This is a genomic window from Bacillus sp. AR13-1, from assembly GCF_008042285.1.
GTDB classification, from domain to species: Bacteria; Bacillota; Bacilli; order Bacillales; family Bacillaceae_G; genus Bacillus_A; species Bacillus_A mycoides.
Genome location: NZ_QNUA01000042.1, coordinates 1 through 24,816, shown reverse-complemented (window position 1 = coordinate 24,816; position 24,816 = coordinate 1). Strand labels below are relative to the sequence as shown.

Annotated in this window: 27 protein-coding genes; 22 read left to right on the top strand and 5 right to left on the bottom strand. The window is 35.1% G+C overall.

Annotation, left to right across the window (positions count from 1 at the left end; translation table 11 throughout):
- Positions 1-83 precede the first annotated feature (83 nt).
- The 10 genes from DN408_RS26125 (at position 84) to DN408_RS26080 (ending at position 8,484) form a co-directional block, all read left to right on the top strand.
- Positions 84-1,160 (top strand): helix-turn-helix transcriptional regulator, encoded by a 1,077-nt coding sequence (locus tag DN408_RS26125; protein ID WP_002128649.1) that lies wholly within the window; start codon positions 84-86, stop codon positions 1,158-1,160.
- 112 nt (positions 1,161-1,272) lie between these two features.
- Positions 1,273-1,647, top strand: coding sequence for an ArsR/SmtB family transcription factor (locus DN408_RS26120; RefSeq protein WP_002066747.1), 375 nt, complete (start codon positions 1,273-1,275; stop codon positions 1,645-1,647).
- Positions 1,648-1,713: 66 nt separating this feature from the next.
- Positions 1,714-2,436, top strand: coding sequence for a 2,3-diphosphoglycerate-dependent phosphoglycerate mutase (gpmA, locus tag DN408_RS26115; protein WP_033731155.1), 723 nt, complete (start codon positions 1,714-1,716; stop codon positions 2,434-2,436).
- Between the two features lie 60 nt (positions 2,437-2,496).
- Entirely contained in the window at positions 2,497-2,757 is a 261-nt protein-coding gene (locus DN408_RS26110) for a ferredoxin (protein WP_078178286.1), read from the top strand.
- A 92-nt stretch (positions 2,758-2,849) separates the two neighbouring features.
- Entirely contained in the window at positions 2,850-3,785 is a 936-nt protein-coding gene (locus tag DN408_RS26105; RefSeq protein WP_002167777.1) for a cation diffusion facilitator family transporter, read from the top strand.
- 261 nt (positions 3,786-4,046) lie between these two features.
- A complete protein-coding gene (locus DN408_RS26100; protein WP_000849103.1) occupies positions 4,047-4,274 on the top strand; it encodes a hypothetical protein in 228 nt (75 codons plus the stop codon).
- Positions 4,275-4,566: 292 nt separating this feature from the next.
- Positions 4,567-4,869: a metal-sensing transcriptional repressor gene (locus DN408_RS26095; RefSeq protein ID WP_002014668.1), complete on the top strand. Its 303-nt coding sequence runs from the start codon at positions 4,567-4,569 to the stop codon at positions 4,867-4,869.
- A 195-nt stretch (positions 4,870-5,064) separates the two neighbouring features.
- Positions 5,065-5,271, top strand: a complete 207-nt coding sequence (gene copZ, locus DN408_RS26090; protein WP_002033654.1) for a copper chaperone CopZ — start codon at positions 5,065-5,067, stop codon at positions 5,269-5,271.
- A gap of 94 nt (positions 5,272-5,365) precedes the next feature.
- Entirely contained in the window at positions 5,366-7,786 is a 2,421-nt protein-coding gene (locus DN408_RS26085) for a heavy metal translocating P-type ATPase (protein ID WP_078178284.1), read from the top strand.
- 218 nt (positions 7,787-8,004) lie between these two features.
- Positions 8,005-8,484 carry a GNAT family N-acetyltransferase gene (locus DN408_RS26080; RefSeq protein WP_078178283.1) on the top strand — a complete coding sequence of 160 codons (480 nt, stop codon included), beginning with the start codon at positions 8,005-8,007 and terminating at the stop codon, positions 8,482-8,484.
- A gap of 19 nt (positions 8,485-8,503) precedes the next feature.
- On the opposite strand, the gene DN408_RS26075 is transcribed toward DN408_RS26080, so the two are convergent.
- Positions 8,504-8,776, bottom strand: a complete 273-nt coding sequence (locus tag DN408_RS26075; RefSeq protein ID WP_002033657.1) for an HU family DNA-binding protein — start codon at positions 8,774-8,776, stop codon at positions 8,504-8,506.
- 141 nt (positions 8,777-8,917) lie between these two features.
- Positions 8,918-9,733 carry a formate/nitrite transporter family protein gene (locus DN408_RS26070; protein WP_078178282.1) on the bottom strand — a complete coding sequence of 272 codons (816 nt, stop codon included), beginning with the start codon at positions 9,731-9,733 and terminating at the stop codon, positions 8,918-8,920.
- A gap of 196 nt (positions 9,734-9,929) precedes the next feature.
- Here DN408_RS26070 and DN408_RS26065 point away from each other — a divergent pair, with 196 nt between their 5' ends.
- The gene (locus DN408_RS26065; protein WP_002167779.1) at positions 9,930-10,823 is read left to right on the top strand and encodes a metallophosphoesterase; all 894 of its coding nucleotides are present in this window, start codon (positions 9,930-9,932) and stop codon (positions 10,821-10,823) included.
- 124 nt (positions 10,824-10,947) lie between these two features.
- The gene (locus DN408_RS26060; protein ID WP_147740441.1) at positions 10,948-12,159 is read left to right on the top strand and encodes a M20 metallopeptidase family protein; all 1,212 of its coding nucleotides are present in this window, start codon (positions 10,948-10,950) and stop codon (positions 12,157-12,159) included.
- A gap of 54 nt (positions 12,160-12,213) precedes the next feature.
- Here the strand turns inward: DN408_RS26060 and DN408_RS26055 are convergent, their stop codons facing one another.
- Positions 12,214-13,296, bottom strand: a complete 1,083-nt coding sequence (locus tag DN408_RS26055) for a chitinase (protein WP_147740440.1) — start codon at positions 13,294-13,296, stop codon at positions 12,214-12,216.
- Between the two features lie 270 nt (positions 13,297-13,566).
- Between DN408_RS26055 and gabP the strand changes: the two genes are divergently transcribed.
- The 8 genes from gabP to DN408_RS26010 all read left to right on the top strand — a co-directional run bounded on the left by gabP (position 13,567) and on the right by DN408_RS26010 (position 22,583).
- Entirely contained in the window at positions 13,567-14,961 is a 1,395-nt protein-coding gene (gene gabP, locus DN408_RS26045) for a GABA permease (protein ID WP_000360102.1), read from the top strand.
- A gap of 133 nt (positions 14,962-15,094) precedes the next feature.
- Positions 15,095-15,433, top strand: a complete 339-nt coding sequence (locus tag DN408_RS26040; RefSeq protein ID WP_078175321.1) for a hypothetical protein — start codon at positions 15,095-15,097, stop codon at positions 15,431-15,433.
- A gap of 316 nt (positions 15,434-15,749) precedes the next feature.
- Positions 15,750-16,292 (top strand): DUF420 domain-containing protein, encoded by a 543-nt coding sequence (locus tag DN408_RS26035; RefSeq protein WP_000228316.1) that lies wholly within the window; start codon positions 15,750-15,752, stop codon positions 16,290-16,292.
- Between the two features lie 119 nt (positions 16,293-16,411).
- The gene (locus DN408_RS26030; RefSeq protein ID WP_002128630.1) at positions 16,412-17,575 is read left to right on the top strand and encodes an iron-containing alcohol dehydrogenase; all 1,164 of its coding nucleotides are present in this window, start codon (positions 16,412-16,414) and stop codon (positions 17,573-17,575) included.
- Between the two features lie 157 nt (positions 17,576-17,732).
- Positions 17,733-18,485, top strand: a complete 753-nt coding sequence (locus DN408_RS26025; RefSeq protein ID WP_002128628.1) for a DeoR/GlpR family DNA-binding transcription regulator — start codon at positions 17,733-17,735, stop codon at positions 18,483-18,485.
- Positions 18,482-19,393 carry a 1-phosphofructokinase gene (pfkB, locus tag DN408_RS26020; RefSeq protein WP_078178281.1) on the top strand — a complete coding sequence of 304 codons (912 nt, stop codon included), beginning with the start codon at positions 18,482-18,484 and terminating at the stop codon, positions 19,391-19,393. The genes DN408_RS26025 and pfkB overlap by 4 nt, the downstream gene beginning before the upstream one ends.
- A 13-nt stretch (positions 19,394-19,406) precedes the next feature.
- On the top strand, positions 19,407-21,269 hold the full coding sequence (locus DN408_RS26015; RefSeq protein ID WP_078178280.1) for a PTS fructose transporter subunit IIABC: 1,863 nt from the start codon (positions 19,407-19,409) through the stop codon (positions 21,267-21,269).
- Positions 21,270-21,617: 348 nt separating this feature from the next.
- Entirely contained in the window at positions 21,618-22,583 is a 966-nt protein-coding gene (locus tag DN408_RS26010; protein ID WP_078178279.1) for a 3D domain-containing protein, read from the top strand.
- 62 nt (positions 22,584-22,645) lie between these two features.
- Here DN408_RS26010 and DN408_RS26005 read toward each other — a convergent pair whose 3' ends face one another.
- Positions 22,646-22,891, bottom strand: coding sequence for a hypothetical protein (locus DN408_RS26005; RefSeq protein ID WP_002014695.1), 246 nt, complete (start codon positions 22,889-22,891; stop codon positions 22,646-22,648).
- Positions 22,892-23,072: 181 nt separating this feature from the next.
- On the opposite strand from DN408_RS26005, the gene miaA reads away from it, so the two are divergent.
- Positions 23,073-24,023, top strand: coding sequence for a tRNA (adenosine(37)-N6)-dimethylallyltransferase MiaA (gene miaA, locus DN408_RS26000; RefSeq protein ID WP_078178278.1), 951 nt, complete (start codon positions 23,073-23,075; stop codon positions 24,021-24,023).
- A gap of 25 nt (positions 24,024-24,048) precedes the next feature.
- Complete coding sequence (gene hfq, locus DN408_RS25995; protein WP_000813896.1) at positions 24,049-24,273, top strand: RNA chaperone Hfq; 225 nt, start codon at positions 24,049-24,051, stop codon at positions 24,271-24,273.
- 81 nt (positions 24,274-24,354) lie between these two features.
- On the opposite strand, the gene DN408_RS25990 is transcribed toward hfq, so the two are convergent.
- Positions 24,355-24,816, bottom strand: a 462-nt coding sequence (locus DN408_RS25990) for a Gly-Xaa-Xaa repeat protein (protein ID WP_088265585.1), incomplete at its 5' end; no start/stop codon positions are given.

Sequence of the window (24,816 nt, the reverse complement as noted above, 5' to 3'; positions counted from 1 at the left end):
CTCCTCTTTTACAATAAAGTTTCACTTTATTATGAAATGAAATGGTTAGAGGAAACAATCCCATAAATCTGGGGGGAATAAAGATGATTTATGAACAGGCAACGAAAGAAATAACAGTGTTAATGAAAAGCGAGAGCTCAACTAGACAATTCCAAAAAGGATTTTTAAATATATTAAAAAAGTTAATTCCATTTGATGCTTCCTGCTTCACCGCTATAGACCCACGCACATTTTTATCAACCGGGGCATATACAGATCGAATAATTGAACAGCTGCATTCGCTGTTATTTATGAATGAATTTTTAGAGGATGATTACAACAAATTTAAAGATTTAGCACGAAAGGCCCCCCATGTTGGCGCGATACGTATTGTCACAAATGATAATCCGATAAAAAGCGCTAGGTATCGAAATATTTTAAAACCAGCCGGTTTTATAGATGAAGTAAGAGTGGTTTGTATGAGTAAAGGAAAATGTTTTGGACACTTAAGTTTGTTTCGAGATAATACAAGAGTATCTTTTCAACAAAATGAATGTGAGTATTTATCAAAAATAAGCTCTATTGTGGGAGATACATTAAGAAAATCATTTATAACATGTTCAGAGGAACAAGTGGAAGTAGTAGGAACGGGTACGATTATATTAAATGAAAAATTTGACCTACTATATTGGGATCAAAATGGAAAGGCGTGGCTATCCACTCTTAGAACATATGAACAATTGAATGAAGATGACGTTCCAAGGCCAATACGTGCGGTTTGTTCAAGAGTGAAAGCCAACGAATCTAATAGGGAAGCAGCAGATGAAGGGGAAATGGTAGGTATTGGTTTATCTTGTGGACAATTTTTAGTTATTCGCGCGAGTAGGTTAGAAGGTTACGGTAGTTGTAATGATGGCTATATAGTTTTGTTTGAAAGAGCGAGGCCGGAAGAAGTTTTTCCCCTTATTGCAGATTCTTATAGTCTTTCTCAAAGAGAGAAGCAAGTGATAGTAGGGATTGTTAGAGGAATGTCAACAAAAGACGTGGCGGAAGAATTGCATATTTCTACGTATACAGTTCAAGATCATTTTAAATCCATTTTTGAAAAGGTAGGGGTATGTAGTAGAAATGAACTTATATGGGAGGTTTTTTCGAAGTTTTGTTTTTCTAAAGAGAAGTAATAATAGAAAAGAATCCAAAGTCATTTAGGATTCTTTTTTTATAATTTTTTTTCGGTTAATAAGGTATACTGTATACATAATCAAATATATACTTGAATAAGAGGTGTTACTTATGAAAGAAGAACATTGTGAACTTTGTTATCACGATGAGCAAAAAGTAAAGCATGCAAGTGACATGTTGGAGAAAGAAAATATAAGTAGTGTAGCGAAAATGTTTAAGGCACTTGCAGATGAAACACGTTTGAAAATTGCTTATGCGCTGTATACGGAAAATGAGCTTTGCGTACGAGATGTCGCAAGTATTATTCATAGCAGTATTGCAACGGCATCGCATCATTTAAGACTATTACAAACAATAGGATTAGCGAAAAAGCGTAAAGAAGGGAAACTTGTTTTTTATTCATTAGATGACTCTCACGTAAATGGATTAATTGAATTAGCGTTTAGTCATAGTAGTGAAATGAACAAGAAAGAACTTGATATGTAATCATGCATTTTCATAAAGATACTTCTTTATGAAAATGCAACTTTAAAAGGAGAGGAGATAATAAGTATGGTAAAGCTAGTTTTAATACGGCACGGACAAAGTGAATGGAATGTTGAAAATCGGTTTACAGGTTGGACGGATGTAGACTTATCAAATGCTGGTCTTCGAGAAGCAAGAGAAGCTGGGGAGATTTTGAAAGCCGATGGATTCTCATTCGATATAGCATATACATCTGTTTTAAAAAGAGCGATGCGTACTTTGTGGATTACTCTTGAGGAAATGGATTTGATGTGGATACCTATTCATAAAACCTGGAAATTAAATGAGAGACATTACGGTGCACTTCAAGGATTAAATAAAGAAGAAACAGCGAGAAAATATGGTGATGAGAGAGTAACTTTATGGAGACGTTCAACAAATGTACGCCCACCAGCTCTTACAAAAGATGATGAGAGATATGAAGCGGCACATCCGAAGTATAGAGATTTAAAAGAAAATAAGTTTCCCCTTACAGAAAATCTAGAAGATACAGAAAAACGAGTTGTTTCATATTGGGATGAAGAAATAGCCCCTAATTTAAAAGGTGGAAAAAAAGTGATTATTGCAGCGCATGGAAATACAATACGAGCTTTAGTAAAACATTTAGATCAAATTTCAGATGAAGATATAGAATATGTAAACATTCCAACAGGAACACCATTAGTTTATGAATTAGATAACGATTTAAAACCGATATGTCATTATTATTTAAGGGGAAAAGGAGAAGTGATAGAAAGAAAAATAGTGTAAAATAATCATTTCTATATACCCTACCTTAGTATTGTATGAGATTAATGGAGGTAACAAATATTGTTACATTATACTGTTGTAAATAAAGAAACTTGTGAATCATGTGGATTATGCTGCTCTATAGCACCAGATATATATCAATTGGATTGTAAAAGTAAAGCATTTGGTGCATTAGATCACAATGAAGGAATAATTGGAATTCCAACTACATTTTTGAATGCAATGGTGGCAGCATATGAAAGTTGTCCGACAAATTCGATTCGAGTAGGAAAAGAGTCGTTTGAAAATCAAAAATTAGAAAATGGTATGAGAATGGATTAAAGCCGCGTTTCTATATTAATAAAAGCAATAGACAGATAGAAGTGGTGAATTTCAGAACAAATGTTAATAGATTAATAAAAGGAGGAATTTATATGGGACATCATCACGGTCACCAACATCATGGGCATTCCCACGGACATCACCATTTTGAAGAGAGTAGAGAAGGGAATAAGAAAGGTTTAATTACGGCATTAGTAATTACGGCAATTATTATGTTTCTTGAATTTTTTGGAGGACTAGTTACAAATAGTTTAGCCTTATTATCTGATTCAGGACATATGTTAAGTGATACAAGTTCGTTATTATTAAGTTTAATTGCCATTGGATTAGCAGCTAGAACAGTTACTTCTACAAAAACGTATGGATATTATCGTTTTGAAATTTTAGCTGCATTAATTAATGGAATTACATTATTTGTTGTGGCGGGACTTATCGTGTGGGAAGCAATCGGAAGGTTTTTTGAACCACCAACTGTAGCGAGTGGTCCAATGATGTTAATCGCATCAATTGGTTTACTAGCGAATTTAATTAGTGCAGGGGCTCTTATGAGACAAGGTGATGTGAAAAATAACGTCAATTTACGTAGCGCATATTTACATGTTCTTGGAGATGCTTTAGGTTCAGTTGGTGCGTTAGTAGCTGGTGCACTTATGTCTTTATTTTCATGGTATATTGCAGATCCAATTATCTCAGTAATTGTAGCGCTATTAATTTTAAAGAGTGCATGGGGAGTAACAAAACATTCCATTCATATACTTATGGAGGGTACACCTGTTTCAATTGAGATAGAACAAGTTAAGCAAGCTATTAAAGAAGTAGAGGGTGTACGTGATATACACGATCTCCACATTTGGACAATTACATCAGGATTAGATGCATTAAGTGTCCATGTAATGATCGATAAAAAACAGGACGATCAAGAAGTGCTTCAAAATATTATTACTATGTTAAAACAGGAGTTCCATATTGAACACGCTACAATTCAAATTGAAACGCTTAAGATTAAGCATAGTGAAATGGTCATTTAATAAAATTGAACAAAAAGGCTATGGAGGAAATTCTCCATAGCCTTTTTGTTCACGTAAGTAGAATTGTCCTTTTTGAACGTTTTGTTTCAACTTTTCGTCTAAAGAGACAAAAAGTTGTCACAATTCCGTCACAATTAGCATAAACATAAAATAGACGAAATGAACTTACTTCCAAAAGGGCTTGGTTAATTCAATTTATGATTAGTAAAGCTGAAAAAGCGCGGATTTAAAGTTCACTATATTCTCAAGGAGGTAGATCGTATGAAAACTATTCTTGCTATCGCTGGGCTTATTTGGGTTTTATCACATGGCATTCCAATTTATGAAGGAGAACAAATTCGCAGTGCTCTGAATAAAAATTTTAATGAATATCATATCATTGATCGGCAAGATAATGTTGTGACAGTTCGTGTAAATGACTGTTTTCATACGGTAACCGTTGAAGGAACTTCAGTAGTGAATGATACAAAAGTATGTGATCAGCAATAATTATATATAGGAAGAAAAAAGTCTCAATTTACACGTGTGAAAATTGAGACTTTTATATTTGTGGATGAATAATAAGCGGGGATGGACAATCCCTGCTTATTATTGTTTTTTTGAAAAAAAGAAAGGGTATCATATTAATTGAGACTGAGAAGCTAATGATGTGTTAAGAATAATCATAAAGCGAAAATATACTCATATGGGGTATCCTACATAGATATTTGATGATATAATTGGTATACTCATAAAAGCAATTGTTTTATTGGATGAAGAGAAACTTTAAGAAGGTGATAATATGGATCATAAGGACCATGAATCAGTAACACATAGATCAGAAAAAGAAAAAGAACAAATTATAAATAGATTAAAGAGAATTGAAGGCCAAGTCCGTGGTATTCAAAATATGATTGAAAATGATCGTTATTGCGTGGATATTTTAGTTCAAATTTCTGCGATTAATGCAGCGATGAAAAAAGTAGGAATGGGTGTCTTAAAAAATCATACGAGTCATTGTGTTTCAGGAGCTATTAAAAATGGTAATGGTGACGAAGCAATTGAAGAATTAATGACAGTATTTGAACGTTTTTCAAAAGCATAAAAGCCAAGCTAGTATTTGACTAGCTTGGCTTTTGCTTATATAGGAGAAGATATATAAATTCATAATTGGAGCAAAAAAATAAAGATTTTAGAAAAAAATAAAAATCATGATACAAAACCATTGATTACCTTAGGGGGGTATGGTAAGATGTAGTTGTGATTAATAAACAATGAATAAACAAGAGGAGGATTTTAAATGGAACAGTTAACATTAAAAGTTGAGGGTATGTCTTGTGGGCATTGTGTAAATTCTATTGAAAGTAATGTGAAAGAACTAAACGGTGTTGAACAAGTAAAAGTTCAATTAGCAGAAGGAACTGTTGAAGTTACTATCGACTCATCAGTTGTAACGTTAAAAGATATCGTTGCTGTAATTGAAGATCAAGGCTATGAAATTCAATAATAATTTTTAATATAGAAATAAATCGTACTTTATATGGAGTACGATTTATTTTGCTAAAAATTATACCTTATAAGGGTATATAGAGGTGAGAGACATGAATGAACAAAAAGAGGCCAATCTCCAAATATCAGGCATGACATGTGCAGCCTGTGCAAATAGAATTGAAAAAGGCCTGAAAAAAGTAGAAGGTGTTCATGATGCAAATGTAAATTTTGCACTTGAAAAAACAAAAATAATGTATGATCCCCATAAAACAAATCCACAACAATTTAAGGAAAAAGTTGAGTCGCTAGGATATGGAATTGTAAGTGATAAAGCTGAGTTTACTGTTTCAGGGATGACATGCGCAGCATGTGCGAATAGAGTAGAAAAGCGTTTAAATAAGTTAGAAGGTGTGAACGGAGCGACAGTAAATTTCGCTTTGGAATCAGCTACAGTAGATTTTAATCCTGATGAAATTAATGTAAATGAAATGAAGAGTGCAATCACGAAATTAGGATATAAATTGGAAGTGAAATCAGATGAGCAAGATGGATCAACTGATCATCGCTTACAAGAAATTGAACGACAAAAGAAGAAATTTATCATTTCGTTTATTTTATCATTCCCGTTATTGTGGGCAATGGTGAGCCACTTCTCATTTACATCGTTTATTTATTTACCTGATGTGCTTATGAACCCTTGGGTGCAGCTAGCTCTTGCAACTCCGGTTCAGTTTATCATTGGAGGCCAGTTTTATATTGGTGCTTATAAAGCGCTACGCAATAAAAGTGCAAACATGGATGTTCTTGTGGCACTTGGAACGTCCGCAGCTTATTTCTATAGTGTGTATTTAAGTATTAGGTCGATTGGTTCTTCAGAACATATGACAGATTTATATTTTGAAACGAGTGCGGTACTTATTACTTTAATTATTTTAGGTAAATTATTTGAGGCGAGAGCAAAAGGGCGTTCATCAGAAGCTATTAAAAAGTTGATGGGACTACAAGCGAAAACTGCCACAGTTGTGCGAGATGGAACAGAGATGAAAATTTTAATCGAAGAAGTGGTAGCTGGTGATGTTGTCTATGTTAAACCTGGTAAAAAAATCCCAGTAGATGGAGAAATTGTAGAAGGAAAATCAGCGATAGATGAATCGATGTTAACAGGCGAGAGTATTCCAGTTGATAAAACAATTGGGGATGTAGTAATTGGCTCTACAATGAATAAAAATGGATTTTTAAAAGTTAAAGCAACTAAGGTAGGAAGAGATACTGCATTAGCTCAAATTATTAAAGTAGTAGAAGAGGCTCAAGGTTCAAAAGCTCCTATTCAAAGGGTAGCTGATCAAATTTCTGGTATTTTCGTACCAGTTGTAGTTGTAATTGCTATTATCACATTTGCAGTGTGGATGCTATTTGTTACACCTGGTGATTTTGGCGGAGCACTTGAGAAAATGATAGCAGTACTTGTTATCGCTTGTCCGTGTGCATTAGGTCTTGCGACACCTACATCTATTATGGCTGGATCAGGAAGATCGGCTGAGTATGGCATTTTATTTAAAGGCGGGGAGCATTTAGAAGCAACCCACCGATTAGATACAGTTATTCTAGATAAAACAGGTACTGTGACAAATGGGAAGCCGGTGTTAACAGATGTAATTGTAGCAGATGGATTCCATGAAGAAGAAATACTACGTTTAGTAGGTGCGGCAGAAAAAAATTCTGAACACCCACTTGCAGAAGCGATTGTAGAAGGAATTAAAGAAAAGAAAATTGTTATCCCAAGTTCAGAAACATTTGAAGCGATTCCTGGATTCGGCATCGAATCAGTTGTAGAAGGGAAACAATTATTAATTGGTACACGTCGATTAATGAAGAAATTCGATATTGATATTGAAGAAGTTTCTAAATCGATGGAAGCGCTAGAACGAGAAGGAAAAACAGCAATGCTTATTGCGATTAATAAAGAATATGCTGGTATAGTGGCTGTTGCGGATACTGTAAAAGATACTTCAAAAGCAGCTATCGCAAGACTTAAGAAAATGGGTCTAGACGTTGTTATGATTACAGGAGATAATACACAAACTGCTCAGGCAATCGCTAAGCAAGTTGGTATTGATCACGTAATTGCAGAAGTATTACCAGAAGGAAAAGCAGAAGAAGTGAAAAAACTGCAAGCGCAAGGTAAGAAAGTAGCAATGGTTGGAGATGGAATAAATGATGCTCCTGCACTGGCTACGGCGGATATCGGTATGGCAATTGGAACCGGAACGGATGTAGCGATGGAAGCGGCAGATATTACGTTAATCCGTGGTGATTTAAATAGTATTGCTGATGCAATTTTTATGAGTAAAATGACGATTAGAAATATTAAGCAAAATCTATTCTGGGCGTTAGCTTATAACGGCCTAGGAATTCCAATTGCGGCGCTCGGTTTCTTAGCACCTTGGGTTGCAGGTGCAGCAATGGCATTTAGCTCTGTATCAGTCGTATTAAATGCATTAAGATTACAAAGAGTTAAATTGAAATCTTAAACACTTTCAGCTATAAAGCGAATTTAATATGCTTTTTTACAATAAACAATACTTTGTATAAGTATTGTTTATTGTTCGTTTAGAAGGAAAAGTCGATATAATATAGAAAGAGCAGAAGTAGAATCATATATAGTGGAAGAAACTGCTTCGAAAATAAACACGAAATAATTATCCGGATAACCGAAATAAAAGAGTTAGTTTGATAAGGAGTTTTACATATGTTTAAAGATATTAAAATTAGAACATTCCAGAAAGAGGATTTAGAGCAAGTATTACAATTGTTCTATGAAACGGTTCATACGGTGAATGCAAAAGATTATAACGAGTTACAGCTACAGGCGTGGGCCCCAGAGCAACTAGATAGAGAGAGATGGCTACAGTCTTTAGAAAAGAATATTTGTTACGTTGCTGATTATAAAGGTGTGATAGTGGGATTTGGGGATTATAATGATGATCATTATGTAGATCGCTTATTTACGCATAAAGATTATCAAGGACAAAGGATAGCATCATACATACTACAGAAGTTAGAAAAAGAAGCAGTGAACTTGCAGCATATGGATATATATACAGAGGCGAGTATTACAGCAAAACCTTTCTTTGAAAGCAAAGGTTTTATTTGCATAAAGGAACAAAATAAGCAGCATAATGGTCAGATTTTTATTAATTATGTCATGAAAAAAATAGCCTTCTCATAAATGAGAAGGCTATTTTTCATTATTTTACAGCTTCTTTTAGTTCTTTACCAGCTTTAAAAGCAGGTACTTTAGAAGCTGCGATTTGCATTTCTTCACCCGTTTGTGGGTTACGGCCTGTACGAGCAGCTCTTTCACGAACTTCGAATGTACCGAATCCGATAAGTTGTACTTTTTCGCCAGCAGCTAAAGAGTTAGTGATTGATTCTACTACAGTTTGTAAAACTACAGTAGCTTCTTTTTGAGAAATCTCAGCGTTTTGTGCTACGTTTTTAATTAATTCTGTCTTATTCATGTTTTTCACCTCATATGTAAATAATGCTATTTAAGTTGTTATTATAACGTATAAAACATTCGAGAACAAGTGTACGTACATATATTCGCAAAAAAAATGAAATTTGTAATATTTTTTAGGACCAATTTATAGACATTCAATTTAAGCGGATACAGATTTTTTCTTTAATGCAGTTTGCTCTTTATTGGAAGGTAGTTTCTTATTATAAGATATGAAATAAGGTAATGCTACAAATAACATACCCCCTACTAAGTTTCCGAAGAAAACAAAAATGAAGTTTGGAAAATATTCAACCCAAGTTAAATGACCAGAAAAAATTGCAGCTGGGATGACAAACATATTGGCTACAACGTGTTGAAATCCAATCGCAACAAAAGTCATAACAGGGAACCAAATACCGACAATCTTTCCGATAAATTCTTTACTTCCCATACTGAGCCAAACAGCTAAACAAACGAGCCAATTACACCCGATTGCAGAAATGAAGGCTTGCAGTGGTGTATCTTGTAGTTTAGCTTGTGCAATAGAAACTGTTTTTGCTAAAAAAGCTCCCTCCGTTAAGCCGACGATATGACCAAAAAAATAAGCGACGAATATAGCACCTATGAAGTTGCTAAACGTAACAATAACTAAATTTCGTATGAAGTGAAATAAGTCGATTCTTTTGTGAAGCCATGCCATTGAAACGGTCATCATGTTGCCAGTTACTAATTCACCGCCTGCAAGGATAACGAGTATAAGACCGATAGGGAATACGGCAGCACCTAAAAAGCTAGTAAATGATCCCCAAGATTTTGGCATTGTTCCGATAACATGGATATCAAGTAAATATCCTAATGCTATGAAAGCACCACCAAAAAAACCGAGAATTAGCATAGGGAGCAATGATAAATGAGCTTTTTTTCTTCCAGAATTAGCAGCAAGTTCCGTAATTTCTTCTGGTGTAAATACAGACATGAATAATCTCTCCTCAATAAAATGATAGAATGAATAGAAGGAACATTTTAAAGAATCTATGTATGATAAAAATATGATATGACTTCTGTATAAATTTGTCAAAGTGAATGGGGATGAAATTGGATATAACGAACATTGTTCATGTTGTCACATTAATGTAACAATAAGGATTTAAAGTGATTTTAGAGGTGAAAACATGAATACGCATCATGTAAAAAAAGAACGAAAAAAATCAATCGTAAAGATATTTATTATTAGTTTCATAAGTATATTAATGATACCAGTAAGTTTGTATTTCTATGCGACTGAAATAGAAAGAAGACTAGTAACAGTTACGTGGAATGAAATAGAAGCTCCTACAATTCCTAAAGAGTTTAATAATAAAAAAATATTGCAGTTCTCAGATGTACATTTAGGACCAGATTTTACATTGAAACAACTAGAAAATTTGGTGGAGAAGATGAATGAATTACATCCAGATATAGTAGTTTTTACAGGAGATTTAATAGATAAGTTTGGATCCTATAGTGCGGAAAGAGAAGAAGCAAAGGTTATTTTGCAGAAAATTACAGCTCCCCTAGGAAAATATGCTGTGTTTGGGAATCATGATAGAGGTGGGGGCGGTAGTTTATTTTACAAAAAGTATATGGAGGAAGCTGGTTTTTCTGTGTTAGTAAATGAAGTGCAGAAAATTAAAGCGGAAAACGGCAAGTATATTACAATATCAGGTTTGGATGATTTTTTATTAGGGAAGCCACAAATAGACTCGACTTTAAAAAACTTAAGACAACAAGATTTCAATATGCTATTAATACATGAGCCGGATGTTGTAGATAAAGTATCTCGTTATCCAGTCGATTTTCAAATGTCAGGACATAGTCACGGAGGACAAGTTCAAATTCCTTTTGTAGGTCCTTTAATTACTACAAAACTAGCTGAGAGTCATGTTGAAGGTATGTATGAATTAGAAGGGAAGAGTAAGCTGTTACATTTATACGTAAATCGTGGTATTGGGACAACCCGAATGCCTGTTAGATTTTTGAGTGTACCGGAACTCTCACTATTTGTATTGAAGCAAAGTAGTGACTGAAGTAGAACGTTTAATATTTTGAAGAATTAAGAGTACTTTTAAAGAAAGTTCTCTTTTTTTATTGATTAAATACAGAATATTATGTATTTTTTATTTAAACTGTTAAAAAGAAAGGGGAATTTCTATGATAGAAACATGGCATAAAGAATTGGAAAGTTTATACAATCAAATGGTTTCGTGGCGAAGAGATTTTCATCAATACCCAGAGCTATCGTTTCAAGAAATAGAAACACCGAAAAAAATAGCTGAAATTTTAAAAAGTTTTCATATTGATGTGAAAACAGATGTCGGGGGAAGAGGGGTAATCGGCGTAATTGAAGGTGGAATACCTGGGAAGACGATGGCGCTACGTGCTGATTTTGATGCACTACCTATTCAAGATGAAAAGAAAGTTTCATATAAATCAAAGGTTCCTGGTGTAATGCACGCTTGTGGCCATGATGGACATACAGCAACACTTTTAGGAGTTGCAAAAATATTAAGTGATAACAGAGACCAACTTTCAGGAAAAATAGTCCTTATTCATCAACATGCAGAAGAGAAAGAGCCTGGCGGAGCAATTGCCATGATTGAGGATGGTTGTTTAGAAAGAGTAGATGTTGTTTTTGGTACACATTTATCTTCTCAGATGCCTTTAGGAATTGTTGGAACGAAAGCTGGAGCAATGATGGCGGCAGCTGATACTTTTGAAGTGAAGATTCAAGGGCGAGGCGGTCACGGCGGTATGCCACATCATACTGTAGATGCTATTATCGTTGCAACACAAGTTATTAATCAGTTGCAACTTTTAGTGAGTAGAAAAGTCGATCCATTTCAATCAGCAGTTTTAACAGTTGGTACATTCCATGCCGGGCAAGCCGATAATATTATTGCGGATACTGCTACGTTTACAGGAACCATTCGAACGTTAGATCCTGAAGTGAGAGAATATATGGAGAAGGAATTTAGACGAGTTGTTGAGGGGATTTGTCAGTCCCTTCATGCTGAAGTTAATATTCAATATAAACGAGGCTATCCAATATTAATAAATCATGTAGCTGAAACACGTCATTTTATGACGGTTGCGGAACACGATCTTGGCAAAGAAAGGGTCATGGAAGTACCACCTATTATGGGCGGAGAAGATTTTGCATACTACTTAGAACATGTTCCAGGAGCATTTTTCTTCACAGGTGCCGGTAATGAAGAAATAGGGGCAACATATCCACACCATCATCCTCAATTCGATTTTGATGAACGTGCGATGTTGGTTGGTGGGAAGTTGCTTTTAAGTCTTGTGAATAGTTATTCAAGAGATGGAAAAGGATTTCTTCATCATGTAGAAGTGAAAAAGTAATTTACATAAATAAAAAACAACAATAGGTCATATAAAACCTATTGTTGTTTTTTATTATTTTTGCAAGGAAAGACTATCAAAATATGTTCTATAGTTATTAGAGAATTCAAAGTTGTTTTTTGCATCCCAATTAATAGACCAAGACATTAGGCCACGGAATGCAGGATAGCCACTCTGATTTGAAAGTTTATACTTTCCTCCGAAAGGAATTCCTTTAATGATATAATCTAAAGCTTTTTTCATTTCAGTTGGAGAAATATATCCGCCACTTGGAGCGGCCGCTGGTGCTGCAGGAAGTCCAATCATGACTTGATCCGAACGAAGAGGCGGGAAAATGTTATTTGCATTACCACCTACAGGAAAACCATGTAAGAGCATATCTGCCATAGCGACTTCGTAGTCTGCAGTACCTTGATTGTAGTTATTACCGTCCATTCCAATCCCGCTACCAGCGTTGTAGTGTTGAACGTGAATGTATGTTAGTTTGTCTTTCACTCCGTAAATAATCGGTAAATATGCACCCCAGATGCTTCCATATGCGCTATAGCCGCCTTGAACATAAGCTGTTTCAGGAGCCATGCTTAATAGAAAATTTGGACCATAATGATCTGAGATTGTCCGAATAGCCGAAATAAGATTTACGATTTGAGGAGTCGTTGGGTTTTTGAAATTAGTGTCATTACCGTTTAAGTAAATTCCTGATTCAAGGTCAATATCTATTCCATCAAAACCGTATTTATCAATTAGAGATTGTATGGAATTAATAAAACGTTGTTTAGCAGCATTGTCAGGAAGTAAAACGACCCCATTTTGTCCACCTATTGAAAGAACTACTTTTTTTCCTTTACTTTTTAAATAGGAAATATCAGATTTGAATTCTGCATCTGTACCATACACAGGGGAAAATTCAACAGTGGAACGATCACCACCAGTTTCACCGAAAGATACATTGAGTACATCCCATTTTGGTGAAACGTCTCTTAATTTAATAATGCCAGTACCGTTATCAAAGTTATGCCAGTATCCAACGAGTAATTTTGATCCTAAATTGTTTGCTGCTTGTGCTTGAAAGGGAGCTAGCGGTAGCAGTAAGAAAATTACTAAAGTACAACAAATGAATTTGAACTTGTTTAACATATCAACACTCCTATACAAAAAGTTGTCTAGATGTATAATCTTGTTTATTTAATAATATCTGAAAATTCATTCTCTTGTAAGGTGACTATAATTTTCTCAACAATTGTGTATGGGAAATTATTAAACCTAATGAAATAATTTTTGAAGGAGGTCGAATTACGATTGTTAAATTCAGAATATTTTGATATATTTTAAAGTATAGGATAAGATTTTTCACATAATACTCTTACGTAAATTTCAAAATTAAGTTTGGAAGGGGATGTACAAGAGTTGGATAAAAATCTTAAGAAAGACCTCAAAATACGCCACATTACAATGATTTCCATTGGTGGCGTAATAGGAGCTGGTTTGTTTGTTGGAAGTGGTGCGGTTGTGCATTCAGCAGGTCCAGGTTCTATCGTTTCATATGCATTAGCAGGACTTCTAGTTATTTTCGTTATGAGAATGCTAGGAGAAATGGCAGCTATTAATCCGACAAGTGGTTCATTTGCAACATATGCAAGAGAGGCAATTGGTCCATGGGCAGGTTATACAATTGGGTGGCTATATTGGTTTTTCTGGGTAATTGTTATTGCAATAGAAGCTACAGCAGGTGCTGGTATTATTCAATACTGGATTCCAGAAATCCCACTCTGGTTATTAAGCTTAATATTAACGATTTTATTAACGTTGACGAATGTTTTCTCGGTGAAATCATTTGGAGAATTTGAATATTGGTTTTCATTTATTAAAGTAATAAGTATTGTTTTGTTCCTTTGTCTTGGACTAGCTGTTATTTTAGGATTTGTACCAGGAACGGAAGCACCTGGCACTTCGAATTTGGTAGGTCAAGGAGGATTTATGCCAAATGGTATAAGTTCGGTGTTACTTGGAATCACCGTCGTTATATTTTCATTTATGGGATCTGAGATTGTTGCAGTGGCCGCTGGAGAGTCTGCCGAACCTGTAAAGGCAGTCAAAACAGCAACAAATAGTGTAATTTGGCGTATTCTCGTATTTTTCATTGGATCGATCGCTGTAGTTGTTACACTCCTTCCGTGGAATTCGGCGAACATACTAAAAAGCCCATTTGTGGCGGTACTGGAACATATAGGGATACCAGCGGCAGCGCAAATTATGAATTTTATCGTTTTAACAGCTGTACTTTCTTGTTTAAATTCGGGTTTATATACGAACTCAAGAATGCTTTTTTCAATGGCAGAAAGAGGAGATGCGCCAAAGGCATTTTTGAAATTGAATAGTAGTGGTGTTCCAGTTCGGGCGGTTTTATTTGGAACTTTCTTTGCTTACATTGGAGTTGTTTTTAGTTACATATCTCCAGATAAAGTATTTTTATTTTTAGTGAATGCATCTGGCGGGATTGCGTTACTCGTTTATCTCGTTATAGCAGTTTCACATTTCAAGATACGTAAAAAAATGGGGAAAGCGGAACAACAAAATTTGAAAGTGAAAATGTGGCTTTTTCCATATGTAACATATGTTACAATTGCTGCGATTATAGCAGTTTTAGTTGCCATGCTCGCAATTGAATCTTTACGTTCACAAGCGCTTTTAACAATGCTTGTTACTGTTCTTATAATAATTTCTTATTTTATTTTTAATAGAAATAAAAATAGTACATTGTTGAATCCTAAAAGTAAGAATGAGGAATCTGTTCGATTCTAATTTCTTGTTTTAGAAGAGAGTTACACCCAATCATTGCTATAAAAGAATCATATATAATCATAGAAACAAGTAATTACTATTGTCATAGTGAATATAAACTTTTTTCTTGACTTTTTATATGAAGGCGAGCAAAATGGTAAAAAAGGAAGGGGGGATGACGATGGAAGAGTACGTATTAGAGCTGTATAACTTTTTATATACGACAGAATGGCAAGATATTGTTTCATTTCTAGGAATAATGTTTTGTATGAAAATTGTAATTGTATATATGGAAGAGCAAGGTATGTTCTATTCCTTCTCATCTCCGTTCGATGTGCAGCGCGAGCCGTTGCCAAACTATGCCAAGGTAAATTACGAACAATTTCCTTTTGTGATTTTCTTTATGATTCGATTTATAACAGCAATTGTAAAGAAAAAGGAAAGTGACGATGAAGAGTGCCACTCAACTTGTAATATAGCGACTGCTTTTTAAGCTAAATACAAGGAGGAGATTTATATGTGGTTTCGATTTCTTATGATTGGTTTCTTTTCATTAACAGCAATTTCATTAATGGGATATCAAGTGTCTGAAATATATCAAGCGTATAGCAGTACGTTTTTTAACAAAAACTAATCGCATTGCTATTTGAATAATAAAGCGATAAAATCCTTCTTAAGAAGTATTGTTAAGAAGGGTTTTTTCTTTGCCCTGTCTTACTGTGTCAAACTATTGTCACATTTACACTGTGAATAATATGTTAAAATAGTGAGGTTACGTATACATATTTGAAGGAAGAGGAGTGACCATTTTGGTAGATCAATCAACGAATCAGAAAAGCTATGCTCCTATTGTGATAACGCTTTCTGTAATTGTAAATGCGATTATTTTATTTTTGTTCTTTGGACCTGTTGGCTATGAAGGAGAAGTACATTTTGATGTAACAATTTTACCAATGTTAAATGCAATTTTTAATAGCTTTACGTTCGTATTCTTATTAGCAGCTTTATACTCTATTATTAAGAAGAATGTGAAAATGCACCGTGGTTTCATCCTAGCAGCATTTACAACGACGTTGCTATTTTGTGTTTCTTATTTATCGTATCATTACTTGGCGCCAGCAACACATTTTGGCGGAGAAGGATTCATTAAATATGTGTATTTCATCATTTTAATTACACATATTATCCTTGCAGCAATTATTGTACCGCTTGCATTGTTTGCACTTGTGTTTGGTTTTACGAATCAATTAACACGTCACCGTAAAATTGTACGTTGGACGATGCCGATTTGGTTATATGTAAGTTTATCTGGTGTTATTGTTTACCTAATGATCTCACCTTATTATCAATAAAAAAAATCTCAGCCTGTAGGCTGGGATTTTTTTTATTAGGCAAATATTTTTGTGAAATGAAAAAATTGTGGTATACAAAAGTATAGTTGCTTTTTATATAGAAGGGATGGTAAAGATATATGCAAAATTTTGTATTTCGTAATCCGACAAAACTTATTTTTGGTAAAGGACAGTTAGAGCAGTTAAAAACGGAAATTCCACAGTTCGGTAAAAAAGTTCTTCTCGTGTATGGAGGAGGCAGCATTAAAAGAAATGGTATTTATGATAATGTGATTTCTATTTTAAAGGATATAAATGCGGAAGTATTTGAGTTGACAGGAGTTGAACCGAATCCTCGTTTATCAACAGTAAAGAAAGGGATTCAAATTTGTAAAGACAATGGAGTCGAATTTATTTTAGCGGTTGGCGGAGGAAGTGTAATCGACTGTACGAAGGCGATTGCTGCTGGTAGTAAATATGATGGAGATGTATGGGATATTGTAACGAAAAAATCATTTGCTAGCGAGGCGTTACCGTTCGGTACTGTACTCACTCTTGCGGCAACAGGTTCTGAAATGAATGCAGGATCTGTAATTACAAACTGGGAAACGAATGAAAAGTACGGCTGGGGCAGTCCAGTTACATTCCCTCAGTTTTCAATTTTAGATCCACTACATACTTCGTCTGTGCCGAGAGATCAAACGATTTATGGTATGGTCGATATTATGTCGCACGTATTAGAGCAATATTTCCATCACGGCATGAATACAGAATTACAAGATCGTTATTGTGAATCTGTTTTAAGAACAGTAATTGAAACAGCTCCTAAGCTTTTAAGTGATCTAGAAAATTATGAGCATAGGGAAACAATTTTATATTGCGGTACTATGGCGTTAAACGGCATTTTAGCGATGGGAGTAAAAGGAGATTGGGCAACTCATAATATTGAGCATGCAGTTTCTGCTGTTCATGACATACCGCATGGGGGCGGACTCGCGATTCTATTCCCAAATTGGATGAAGCATGTTATAGATGAAAATGTGAGTCGCTTTAAACAGTTCGCTATTCGTGTATTCGATGTAGAAACAGATGGGAAGACAGATAAAGAGGTTGCATTAGAGGGAATTGAGGCGTTACGTCAATTTTGGACTTCAATTGAAGCTCCAGTAACATTAGCTGATTACGCTATTAGAGAAAGTGAAATTGACTTAATGGCGGATAAAGCGATGGCTTATGGTGAATTCGGTAACTTTAAAAAATTAAATAAAGATGATGTTCTTGCAATTTATAAAGCTTCTTTATAAGTGAAGCGAGAGAAGAAACCTATTTGATTGTTGTATCAAATAGGTTTCTTTTTTTTGTTTATAACCGATTTTGATTGATAGTGATTATTTTTGACTGTTTATGGTTGATTTTTGTGATCGTTTTCATTATACTGTAATCAAAGAAGAGGTGAATAAAATGTTAACTCCTGAACGTCATCAAATGATATTGCAACTTGTAAAAGAGCAGAAGGTTGTTAAATTACAACAATTAGTTGAAAGAACAGAAAGCTCTGAATCGACAATTCGTCGTGATTTAGCACAATTAGAAAAACAAAGGTTATTAAAAAGAGTTCATGGTGGTGCCTCTGTTTTAACAGGAAAAGGACAGGAGCCAACGATGATTGAAAAATCATCCAAAAACATTCAAATAAAACAACAAATTGCCAAGTATGCAGCTAGTATTGTTGAACAAGGGGATTGCGTTTATTTAGATGCAGGAAGTACAACATTTGAAATGATCCCATTTTTAATAAACAAAGATGTTACTGTCGTAACGAATGGACTTATGCATATTGAAGCTTTAGTTGAAAATAATATTCGTGCGTATTTACTAGGCGGGATGATGAAGAGTAGGACGAAAGCTTTAATTGGTGCTATGGCACAGGAAAGTATGCAAAAGTACCGTTTTGATAAATGTTTCTTAGGAGCAAATGGTGTACATGAACAGCTTGGTTTTACAACTCCAGATCCAGAAGAGGCACTTTTAAAACAAATGGCATTAACATTTGCGAACGAAGGATATTTCTTAATTGATGAAAGTAAGTTCTCAGAAGTTGCATTTGCGAAAATTGCTAATGTTGAAGAAGCGAATATTATTACAAACCATTTAGAAATTGATTTAGAAAAATATAAAAGACAAACCAATGTAATTGAGGCTGATAAACAATGATCTATACAGTTACTTTAAACCCATCTATTGATTATGTAGTACAAGTTAATTCCTTCGATTTAGGCGCAGTAAATCGAGCAGAGAAAGATATGAAATTTCCTGGAGGGAAAGGCATTAACGTTTCTCGTGTTCTTCATCGTTTAGGTGTTGAAAATGTAGCGCTTGGATTTACTGGTGGATTTACCGGTCGATTTATTAAAGATGTATTACAGGCGGAAGGTGTAACAACAAACTTCGTCCAAGTAGACGGTGATTCCCGAATTAATGTGAAAATAAAAGGGCAAGAAGAGACAGAATTAAATGGGCAAGGTCCTAATGTGACAAATGAACAATTTGAACAATTAATGAAACAAATCGAAAGTATGAGGCAGGGAGATTGTGTTGTACTAGCTGGAAGTGTACCGGCGTCTATCTCAACTACTTTTTATGAATCAATCGCAGCGCTCGGAGCTGAGAAAGGTATTCGCGTAGTAGTCGATGCAAGTGGAAGTGCGCTGCAGCATGTAATTAAAAATAAACCATTTTTAATAAAGCCTAATCATCATGAACTTGGTGAGTTATTCGGAGTAGAGATTTTAACAGTAGAAGATGTTTTACCGTTTGGAAGAAAATTAGTTGAACAAGGTGTAGAGCATGTTATCGTATCAATGGCTGGAGATGGGGCTTTATTATTTACGGCACAAGGTATATATGAAGCAACTGTTCCAAAAGGTGTTGTAATTAATTCGGTTGGGGCCGGAGATTCTCTCGTTGCAGGATTTGTAGGTAAATATGAACAGACAAAAGATATTGAAAAGGCATTTCAATATGGCGTTGCAACAGGGAGTGCAACAGCATTTTCAGCTGATTTATGTGAAAAAGAAAAAGTAGAAGAATTATTGTCGCAAGTAATTGTAACTAAGCGATAGGGGGAAGTAACATATGAAAATTACAGAACTATTAAAAAGGGATACAGTTATTATGAACTTGACAGCTTCAAATAAAGAAGCTGTCATAGATGAATTAGTTGAGAAATTAGACGGAGCAAATCGTTTAAATAGTAAAGCTGAATTTAAAGAATCTATTTTAAAGCGGGAGTCACAAAGTACAACTGGCATAGGGGAAGGGATTGCTATACCTCATGCGAAGACGAATGCCGTTAAACAACCATCGATTTGTTTTGGTAGAAGTGTAAGCGGTATCAACTATGAGTCGCTTGATGGACAGCCTGCACATCTGTTTTTTATGATTGCTGCGAGTGAAGGGGCGAATAATACTCATTTAGAAACGTTATCTCGTCTCTCTACGTTATTGATGGATGAAGGGTTCCGCAAGCAATTATTAGAAGCAAAGGATGAGGATGAGCTTCTCCGTTTATTTGATGAAAAAGAGAATGAAAAAGAAGACGAAGAAGAAGTTGAAGTAGCAAAGCCAGAAGGGAATGAGCCATACGTATTAGCTGTTACAGCTTGTCCGACGGGTATCGCTCACACATATATGGCTGCGGATAGTTTGAAAGCAAAAGCAGCAGAGTTAGGAATAGCGATTAAAGTTGAAACGAATGGATCAACAGGTGTTAAAAACGATTTAACGAAAGAGGACATTGAACGCGCAACGGCTATTATTGTAGCTGCAGATAAACAAGTAGAAATGAATCGTTTTGCTGGGAAGCATGTCATTCAAGTACCAGTCGCCGATGGGATTAGAAAAACTGAAATCCTTCTTAATCGAGCTATAAAACAAGAGGCACCAATCTTTAAAGGGGTAAAAGAGGATGGGAAGGCAGAAAATGTAGAGAAAGAAAAAGGGCTAGGAATTTATAAGCATTTAATGAGCGGTGTAAGTAATATGCTTCCGTTCGTTGTTGGTGGTGGAATTTTAATTGCACTAGCGTTTTCGTTTGGTGGTATAAAAGCGGAAGGTCCTTTAGCTGAATTGTTCATGTCTATTGGGGGAGGAAAAACAGGTGCGTTTTTATTCCTTGTACCAATCTTAGCTGGATTTATTGCGAGTTCTATTGCTGATCGTCCTGGTTTTATGCCTGGTGTTGTAGGTGGGTTTTTAGCAGCACAAGCGAATGCGGGATTTTTAGGTGGATTAATTGCTGGTTTCTTAGCTGGATATGTTGTTTTAGGATTGAAAAGATTATTTTCAGGATTACCAGTACAGTTAGAAGGAATTAAACCTGTTTTGTTATATCCAGTCTTTGGATTGTTGATTACAGGAGTTGTTATGCAAAAAGTAGTAAATCCGCCTGTAGTAGCATTAAATGAAATGTTAACAGGATGGTTAAATGGTTTGAACGGTACGAATGCTATATTATTAGGTCTTATTTTAGGTGGTATGATGGCAATTGATATGGGTGGTCCAATTAATAAAGCGGCATTTACATTTGGTATTGCTGCAATAGAAGCGCAGAATTTTGGAGTGCACTCAGCAGTTATGGCTGGTGGTATGGTACCGCCACTTGCGATTGCATTCGCAACCACATTCTTTAAAACAAAATTTACAGAAGCAGAACGTAAATCTGGTTTAACAAATTATATTATGGGAGCATCGTTTATTACAGAAGGTGCGATTCCATTTGCAGCTGCCGATCCGGTTCGAGTAATAGTAAGTTGTGTTGTTGGTTCAAGTATCGCGGGTGCCTTATCTATGTTATTCCAAATTACATTGCCGGCACCGCATGGTGGATTGTTTGTTATCGCATTAGTGAATAAACCGTTGCTATATATTGTTTCTATATTAATTGGAACGATTGTTTCAGCTATTATGATAGGTGTTTGGAAGAAGAAAGTTAAATAAAAGATAAAAAGGGACAGCTAATAGGAGTTGTTCCTTTTTCGTTACAAAAAGTAATTTAATAATTGGATTGTGATGGATTTTGGTAAAAGATGTAATGAAAAGTGATTTTTTTGTAACAAAAAAGTAATACTGTAATTTTTTCTGGAAAAAAATTCTTATACTAATTTGTGAGAAATATATGAAAACTATTGCTGATTTTGGTAGAAATACAATTTTTTAATATGGAAATTTATGTTACAAATCATTAATCGTTTATTACGAATGCTTTGTAATTGTGTGATTTTCGAAATTCTACAAAAAACTGTTGCTATAATGAGAACACGAAAACAAAGCAAATGGAGGCTATTCATGAAAAAATTATTAGGTATAGCAACAGCAGCAGTTTTTGGTCTTGGGATTTTTGCAGGTTCTGCTAAAGCGGAAACGATTGTAACAACAGATGTATTAAACGTTAGAGAAAACCCAACTGTAGAATCAAAACTTGTAGGTAAAATGTTAAGTGGAAATAAATTAGATGTTATAAATACAGAAAACGGATGGTCCAAAATTAAATTAGATGGTAAAGAAGCTTTTGTAAGTGCTGAGTTTACGAAAAGTTCTTATTATGTAACAGCAAACGTATTAAACATTCGTGCTGGAGCGAATACTGATTCAGAAATTCTTGGCACGCTTAAAAAAGATGACTTGATTGAAACGACAAATCAAGTACAAAACGAATGGTTACAATTCGAATATGGCGGGAAAGCGGCGTATGTTCACATACCATTTTTAACAGGTACAGCACCTGTTATTGAAAGAAAAGAAGTTCCAGCTCAAGATGAAGCGCCAACTAAGGTGAAAACGGCGGTTAAAAATGATACATCAGTTAAGGAGAAAGCGCCGGCTAAAAATGATACGGCAGTTAATGGAAAAGAATCAGTTAAAAGTGGAGCATCAAGTAAACCAGTAGCGCAAGCGAAGCCGGCAACTAAGCCAGTGGCAAAATCTACTGAAACAAGTGAACCTGCTGGTCGTGAAATAACAGTAGAAGCGACAGCTTACACAGCTCACCCGAGTGAAAATGGCACATATGGTGGTCGTGTGTTAACTGCGATGGGGCATGATTTAACAGCGAATCCAAATATGAAAGTTATTGCTGTTGATCCGAAAGTAATTCCTCTCGGATCAACAGTGTGGGTGGAAGGATATGGAGAAGCAATTGCTGGAGATACTGGTGGCGCGATTAAAGGAAACCGTATTGATGTTTTAGTTGGTTCAGATAGCACTGCTGATAGTTGGGGTCGTAAATCCGTTAAAGTGAAAGTTATAAAATAATTTATTAAAATAAAAAACGGCTGCTTAAAAATGTCTAAGCGGCCGCTTTTTTTATATAAGAATTATTGAAAAGGGTAAATTGTTTTACCTGTAATAATTTTATACGCGGTGCAAAATTGAGTTTGCATATACTCTGTATTTTTATTTTCTGGATGTAACGTTGTTTCTTGAAGAGTAGAATGAAAGGAACGTAGTAAACAATTTAGTGCGAAGTATAATTCTTCTTGTGAACAATTTTGTTCTTTTGTAGCAGTAGCTAAAATAAGGTCTTTTATTAATAATGGAAAATCGATAGTCGCTTGTTTCATAGTCATTGCACCCTCTCCGAGCTATTTTTAATCATGTATATGCAGAATTGGACAAGCTATGCTCTTTTTTTTGTGTAATTTCATGTACTGGATTCAAAGAACTTGCAATCATGCCGTTAAAATTGGTAAGATTGGTTATAATCAATAGATGGAGTATATTACATAAAGAGAGTTGAATGATATGGGAGAAGTGCAACGTGAAAAAGTTGCTGTCATCATTGGGCCAACTGCTGTCGGAAAGACGAAATTAAGTATCGATCTTGCAAAAGCGTTGAATGGTGAGATTATTAGTGGTGATTCCATGCAAATTTATCGTACGATGGATATCGGGACTGCAAAGGTGACGATAGATGAGATGGACGGAATTCCGCATTATATGATTGATATAAAAGATCCGGAAGATTCATTTTCTGTGGCGGAATTTCAAGAACGTGTCCGTAAGTGCATTCGAGAAATTACAGAGCGCGGGAAATTACCAATTATTGTTGGTGGAACCGGTCTTTATATACAATCTGTTCTATTCGATTACCAGTTTACAGATGAGGCTGGGGACGCTACATACCGAGAACAGATGGAAAAGTTAGCATTAGAACACGGTGTGGAATATGTACATAAAAAGTTACAAGAAGTAGATCCAGAAAGTGCGGAGCGTATTCATGCCAATAATGTAAGGCGTGTTATTCGGGCGTTAGAAATTTTTCACACGACGGGTGGAAAAATGAGTAACCAGCTCGAAAAACAAGAAAATGAGTTACTGTACGATGTTTCATTAATTGGCTTGACAATGGATCGAGAAATGCTATACGATCGCATTAACTTACGTGTTAACCTAATGATTGAACAAGGTTTATTAGAAGAAGTAAAAGGTTTACATGAAAGAGGAGTGCGAGATTGTCAATCTATTCAAGCGATTGGTTATAAAGAGATATATGATTATTTTGAGAATCGTGTATCTTTAGAAGAAGCGGTATCACAATTAAAGACGAATTCACGCCGTTATGCAAAACGTCAATTAACGTGGTTCCGTAATAAGATGGATGTCACGTGGTTCGATGTTACTGATGGTGAAAAAACGTCAGAAATTTTACGATACATAGAAGGAAAGCTACAACTAAAGTCGAATAATAGGTAAGTAGAGAAAAAGAGGAGGATTCGACATGAAGCAATCAATCAATATTCAAGATCAGTTTTTAAATCAACTCCGTAAAGAGAATACGTTCGTTACGCTGTACTTATTAAATGGTTTCCAGCTTCGTGGATTAATTAAAGGATTTGATAATTTTACAGTCCTGCTGGAAACAGAAGGTAAGCAACAGCTTATTTATAAACATGCAATTTCTACATTTGTGCCACAAAAAAATGTTTCAATTGAATTAGAGTAGTAATGAATTATTGTACATAACAAAAAAAGAGCGAGTTTCTCGCTCTTTTTTTTATTTGTCATAAACAATAAATAGTGAAATTTAAGCAATTCTAAATACAGTAAGACGAATGTTAGTGTTTCCTGTTGCAGGGATCGTAATCTCGTTAAGAGTAGATTGGACAGAAATGTTTGCTCCAGCAGCTAATGTTTCGATTGTAGTAAATGAAAGTGAGTCGCCTATTAGATTTGAAGAGAAGTTGTCAGTAGCAACAGCTCCATTAATTGAAATTCCTACTCCAAGTGGAGCGCATCCTGGCGCAGTTGTAGAAATAGATACGCTAATTACATAAATACCAGCGTTAATAACAGTAACTGTATTTGTGCCGTTAAAGATAATATTGTTTACGTTAATTGCAGTACTAAAAATAAAGTTATTAAATTGGAGTACTGTTTGTTGGATGTTGTTTGTTACAACGATTGTTGCTACTGGGAAGCTAGGTCCAGTAGGTCCGGTAACTCCTATACCAGTAGCACCCGTTGGTCCTTGAACACCTTGAGGTCC

Coding starts and splice junctions, on each gene's coding strand:
- DN408_RS26015 (WP_078178280.1), top strand. CDS start 19,407: ATGAAAATTACAGAACTATTAAAAAGGGATACAGTTATTATGAACTTG.
- DN408_RS26010 (WP_078178279.1), top strand. CDS start 21,618: ATGAAAAAATTATTAGGTATAGCAACAGCAGCAGTTTTTGGTCTTGGG.
- DN408_RS26095 (WP_002014668.1), top strand. CDS start 4,567: ATGGATCATAAGGACCATGAATCAGTAACACATAGATCAGAAAAAGAA.
- DN408_RS26070 (WP_078178282.1), bottom strand. CDS start 9,733: ATGTCTGTATTTACACCAGAAGAAATTACGGAACTTGCTGCTAATTCT.
- DN408_RS26060 (WP_147740441.1), top strand. CDS start 10,948: ATGATAGAAACATGGCATAAAGAATTGGAAAGTTTATACAATCAAATG.
- DN408_RS26080 (WP_078178283.1), top strand. CDS start 8,005: ATGTTTAAAGATATTAAAATTAGAACATTCCAGAAAGAGGATTTAGAG.
- pfkB (WP_078178281.1), top strand. CDS start 18,482: ATGATCTATACAGTTACTTTAAACCCATCTATTGATTATGTAGTACAA.
- gpmA (WP_033731155.1), top strand. CDS start 1,714: ATGGTAAAGCTAGTTTTAATACGGCACGGACAAAGTGAATGGAATGTT.
- DN408_RS26055 (WP_147740440.1), bottom strand. CDS start 13,296: ATGTTAAACAAGTTCAAATTCATTTGTTGTACTTTAGTAATTTTCTTA.
- DN408_RS26040 (WP_078175321.1), top strand. CDS start 15,095: ATGGTAAAAAAGGAAGGGGGGATGACGATGGAAGAGTACGTATTAGAG.
- DN408_RS26065 (WP_002167779.1), top strand. CDS start 9,930: ATGAATACGCATCATGTAAAAAAAGAACGAAAAAAATCAATCGTAAAG.
- DN408_RS26100 (WP_000849103.1), top strand. CDS start 4,047: ATGAAAACTATTCTTGCTATCGCTGGGCTTATTTGGGTTTTATCACAT.
- DN408_RS26120 (WP_002066747.1), top strand. CDS start 1,273: ATGAAAGAAGAACATTGTGAACTTTGTTATCACGATGAGCAAAAAGTA.
- miaA (WP_078178278.1), top strand. CDS start 23,073: ATGGGAGAAGTGCAACGTGAAAAAGTTGCTGTCATCATTGGGCCAACT.
- DN408_RS26005 (WP_002014695.1), bottom strand. CDS start 22,891: ATGAAACAAGCGACTATCGATTTTCCATTATTAATAAAAGACCTTATT.
- hfq (WP_000813896.1), top strand. CDS start 24,049: ATGAAGCAATCAATCAATATTCAAGATCAGTTTTTAAATCAACTCCGT.
- copZ (WP_002033654.1), top strand. CDS start 5,065: ATGGAACAGTTAACATTAAAAGTTGAGGGTATGTCTTGTGGGCATTGT.
- DN408_RS26075 (WP_002033657.1), bottom strand. CDS start 8,776: ATGAATAAGACAGAATTAATTAAAAACGTAGCACAAAACGCTGAGATT.
- DN408_RS26125 (WP_002128649.1), top strand. CDS start 84: ATGATTTATGAACAGGCAACGAAAGAAATAACAGTGTTAATGAAAAGC.
- DN408_RS26105 (WP_002167777.1), top strand. CDS start 2,850: ATGGGACATCATCACGGTCACCAACATCATGGGCATTCCCACGGACAT.
- DN408_RS26025 (WP_002128628.1), top strand. CDS start 17,733: ATGTTAACTCCTGAACGTCATCAAATGATATTGCAACTTGTAAAAGAG.
- DN408_RS26085 (WP_078178284.1), top strand. CDS start 5,366: ATGAATGAACAAAAAGAGGCCAATCTCCAAATATCAGGCATGACATGT.
- DN408_RS26030 (WP_002128630.1), top strand. CDS start 16,412: ATGCAAAATTTTGTATTTCGTAATCCGACAAAACTTATTTTTGGTAAA.